General features: G+C 39.5%; 6 protein-coding genes. 4 read left to right on the forward strand and 2 right to left on the reverse strand.

Going from position 1 to position 4,307, the window contains the following annotated elements:
- The coding region (locus JMV76_RS14500) for a MobA/MobL family protein (RefSeq protein ID WP_201503170.1) at nucleotides 1–1,319 on the forward strand (1,319 nt) is incomplete at its 5' end.
- A gap of 4 nt (nucleotides 1,320–1,323) precedes the next feature.
- The gene (locus JMV76_RS14505; RefSeq protein ID WP_192524953.1) at nucleotides 1,324–1,518 is read left to right on the forward strand and encodes a hypothetical protein; all 195 of its coding nucleotides are present in this window, start codon (nucleotides 1,324–1,326) and stop codon (nucleotides 1,516–1,518) included.
- Nucleotides 1,519–1,580: 62 nt separating this feature from the next.
- Here JMV76_RS14505 and repM read toward each other — a convergent pair whose 3' ends face one another.
- On the reverse strand, nucleotides 1,581–2,543 hold the full coding sequence (gene repM, locus JMV76_RS14510; protein ID WP_201503171.1) for a replication initiation protein RepM: 963 nt from the start codon (nucleotides 2,541–2,543) through the stop codon (nucleotides 1,581–1,583).
- A gap of 465 nt (nucleotides 2,544–3,008) precedes the next feature.
- The gene (locus JMV76_RS14515) at nucleotides 3,009–3,338 is read right to left on the reverse strand and encodes a hypothetical protein (protein WP_201503172.1); all 330 of its coding nucleotides are present in this window, start codon (nucleotides 3,336–3,338) and stop codon (nucleotides 3,009–3,011) included.
- 365 nt (nucleotides 3,339–3,703) lie between these two features.
- On the opposite strand from JMV76_RS14515, the gene JMV76_RS14520 reads away from it, so the two are divergent.
- Nucleotides 3,704–4,093 carry a hypothetical protein gene (locus JMV76_RS14520; RefSeq protein WP_201503173.1) on the forward strand — a complete coding sequence of 130 codons (390 nt, stop codon included), beginning with the start codon at nucleotides 3,704–3,706 and terminating at the stop codon, nucleotides 4,091–4,093.
- The coding region (locus JMV76_RS14525; RefSeq protein WP_201503174.1) for a MobA/MobL family protein at nucleotides 4,094–4,307 on the forward strand (214 nt) is incomplete at its 3' end.

The raw sequence follows: 4,307 nt of genomic DNA on the forward strand, positions 1-4,307 counted from the left end.
CCACCGAAACGAGAAAGAACAGCAGAACCGCAAGAGAGATAGTCGTTAATCTACCCCATGAACTATCAGGGCGTTTGCGGATGATGCTTGTTAATGACTTCGCTAAGGACTTAGCCAATCAATACGGTGTTGCCGTTGATGTGGCAATACATACGCCTGATGCACAGGGCGACAACCGCAACCATCACGCCCATATTATGTTGACCACACGCAAGCTGGAACGCTTGGAGAGTGGCAGAGTCGCTTTAACCAGCAAATCACAGCTAGAAATGAGCAATACCCAGCTTAAAGAGCGTGGTTTACCAAGTGCTAGGGAAGAATTAAAGGCAATCCGTGAGCAGTGGGCTAATATCACCAATAAGCACCTCAAAGAAGCCAAGATTGATGCCCGAATTGACCACAGAAGCCATAAAGACAGAGGGTTAGAGCAACTACCCACCAAAAAACTAGGTTGGGAAGCGTCAGCCCTAGAGCGCAAAGGCATTAAGACCTCGACAGGCGACTATAACCGCAAGGTTGAAGAATATAACCATGCAATGCAGCAGCTAGCGATTATTGAAAAGAGCCTGAACGCCGTCACAGAGCAGAGAGTGCAGAGTAATGACAGACTTAGAGAAGCAATTGAAAGAGCAGTTAAACTCATTGAGAGCGCAACATACAACACAGCTTGGGCAGATAAAAGAGCTAGACAGGTCAACGAAAGAGTTAATGACAGCCAACAAGGAATTGAGGGAGCAGAACGAGAGATTAACGCTTCAGCTAGCGCAATCGACCAAGCGGATAGAAGAATTGCTGAACATCAACAATCCAAACTAAAAGCTGAACGAGAAGCCCAACTTCAGCAGCAAGCTAAAGAGCTATTGCTTCAGAACTCACAAGAGCTACACGCCCAAGCCGTGAAGGGTGAGAAAGCTGTAAACGCTTATGAAACAAGGCTTGCAAACATTGAAAAGCAGTTTGAACAACTAAGTCTTAAACCCTTGAAAAAAGAGTTAGCCGAGCTTCAGCAAGCCTACGATACCGCAAAAAAACCTTTTACTACGAGAGAAAAAACGTGGTCAAAGCAGCAGTTAGAAAAACGGACGGTATTGCGAAGCCTAGAACGCCAAATAAGCGTTAAAGAGGTTCAAGATAGAGGAAAATACAAGCAACACGCTAAAGACTGGATAGCCAAAAACGAACCGCAGACAGTGCAAGAAGCACAGCAAGGTCAACAAGCTATCAAAGAATACAAAGAGCAGCAGAAGCAGCAAGAACCAAAGGTGGAACAGCTACGAGTGCGTACCAGTCAGAGCAAAAATAAAGGCATGGAGCGATAGAGATATGAGCGATAACGAAGATAAAACGGATTTAGTGCAAGACTGGTTAGACAGGTCAGCACTGAACGCCATACAAATGAGCGAGGACGAGAATTACCGCCAGTTAGTAGCAGTCAGGGCAACCAATTGGGGCAAGGACATAACAGCGAAGTCCGACCTACGGATAAAACAATCACAAGCACCTCACTTAGAGATTTAACAGATAGAAACGGGTCTTAATGGGAAACAGCCCCCATTCAGATCCGCTTCTATCTCAAACCGTTAAGCATACTGGTAATCATCATCTTTACCGTTTAAATATTCTCTAATGGGTTTTTTCTTACTAAAGTTGCTAGGGTTTTTCTTAATCTCATTCACCATAAATTCAGTAAACAACTTCCAGTCACGCCCATTGTCACCAGTCGCCAAACCCCCATAAGTGCTGATAAATTCTTTATGAAGAACAATGCGCTTCAGCTGCTTGTCTGTTAAGCCGTCAATGGTGAACATATCCGCAGTATTAGCATCACGCTCAATACCCACTTCTTTTTTATTTGTCTTTTTATTGGTTAAAACAGCGAACTCAAATCCAACAATCTTACGCCCTTTTTTCTTTTGCTCATAACTAACTTTAAGGTCTGTTTTTTGGTTTATCTCATTAACTGCAAGGTCAACTACATTCTTTTTAAAGTCATATATTCGGTTGTATTCAGTAGGCTCAACACCTAATTGCTCTCTAAATACTTCAATATTAAATACTGGTGTTTTCTTAGCAGTCTTCCATTGCACCAGCAGTTCATACAAGCGCACAGAGTAGGCACTATTCATGTGAGCCGTTTGTTCTAGCAGGTATTGCGTAAAAAATTGCTCATATCCATCTATACGTGTGACTTCCTTAACTACATCATAGGTTAGTATTACTTCAATACTAGCTTCATCATCAAGGTATTTGACACGTTGAACCCAACGAGATTTAACCATTTTGTCATCGTCATCAAGGAATGAGAAACGGCGGTCAAATAAGGTTTTTTCAGCTTTTAGTATAACTTCGTATGCTGTTTGTCTTGTCACTCCAAAGGCTTCAGCATATCTTGATGAAGATATAGTAAGAGGACTGTCTGATGTTAGCCCTAACCCTGTTTCCCTTGCATCAACAATAGCTAATTGCATGATGCGAACTTCAGTAAGTGATAGGTTTTGTGTAGCAGTATTTAAACGGTTGGTCTTCACAACAAGGTTAGACATTCAATGCTCCTTTTTAATTTATAACGAAAAATATATACTGTTCGTTATAACAAAGCAAATAATCCTTTCGTTATTTGTCAGGTAAACCTCGTCTTATTGTCAGGTAAACCTCGTCTTATTGTCAGGTAAACCTCGTCTTATTGTCAGGTAAACCTCGTCTTATGGACTCTGAAACCCTTGCTACTAAAGGTCTGTATAGGGGCTAAAAGCTTTTAAAAGCATTTAAAAACATTAAAAACATTTTTGGTTGTTGATAACTAAGAAAACAAACAGAAGAAAAGCCACATGAAAAACTAGAAAATACGGTTGTCTGATTAGGTCTGTTAGAACCAAACAGAGCAGGGTAAACGTATTCAAATAGAGCTAAAACCCTTTGATAGCAAACTTTCTAGCTTTATAAGGCGACAAATTCCTGACAATAAAACGAACTTTACCTAACTAACAAAGGCTAATCTCAACCAATAGTTAATTATCTAGTAATGATGATTGTATATTATCGTCATAAACAGCTCTATTTTGGCTCATATTGCTTTGATTACTACTTTCTGCCACCTTACTACCTATTTCAGATTTAAAGCCCTCTAAACGGCTAATATCGGCTTTTCTAGTCACATATTTTTCAATATCAGCTAAAATTTGCGGTATTCTGTCAGGTTCATCTTCGGCAATCTTCATCAACATACCCCCAAGTACAAATTTTTGACCGTTGAGAGCCTTATCAATTTGCTGTTTCATTCGATTGGCTTTGTCTAATGCTTCTTGTCTTTTTTGTTCTAGTTTTTTAATATCAGCCATATTACCTACTCCTTGAAGAGTTTTTTAAATGAAAAGAAATATTTTATCCATTTTTATATTAGTTGGTGTTGGGTTGCTTTTTTATATTTTATTTATTCAAAAAAGCAATCAGGAGCAACCACTACTTACATCCATATTAGTAGTTTTCTTAGTGATTGCAACATTCCTAAGTACAAGAATAAAACCAAAATGAGTATTATATATAATTAAAAAACCTATCTTTTTTAACGTGATATGGTTGTGTCCCTCTGACTAAGAGCGAACTTACGAAAACTATGCTAACATTCCACTACGTTACAGTATAGATAGTTTTCTCATTTCGTAATGGGGAAGCCCCCTTAACCCCCAAAACACAAGAGAATTCAATGAGCAACTATATAGAATTAGAAGACTATGACCGGAAGCTAATTGACGATAGTCTGAGAAATATGATGAAAGAAAATGATAGAAGTGGCTCAGGCACTAGGGAAGAACTAACGAGAAAATACTATCAGGATATCAATGTAACGCTGTTTGAGTTGCGTTTAAAAATCCAATCGCCCGACCTTGATAGTAAAAAATATAAAGACTTGTCTTTAAGTGACCTTAAATTAATTAAAAGTTGCCTACTAGGATTGGACGACTCTAATCATCAAAAGAGCTTAGTAGAGCAAGACGAAATAGAATATTACAAGCGTTGCAAATTACAAATGAGCGCACTACTTGAAAAAATAAGTGCAATTGAACAACATACGATGTATAGCGGTCTTTTATAAATGGCAATCTATCACCTATCGACTAAGCCAGTATCACGCAGTAGCGGAAGAACCGCCACTGCGTCTATTGCTTATCGTGCCGGTATCGCTATCAAAGATGAACGCACAGGCAAAGAACACGACTACACGAAACGAAAGGGTGTGGCGCACACCCGACTTCACACCCCAAACGATTTAAAGATTGAGCGCAACGAGCTTTGGAACTTGGCAGAAA

This window comes from Psychrobacter cibarius, from assembly GCF_904845955.1.
GTDB lineage: Bacteria > Pseudomonadota > Gammaproteobacteria > Pseudomonadales > Moraxellaceae > Psychrobacter > Psychrobacter cibarius_B.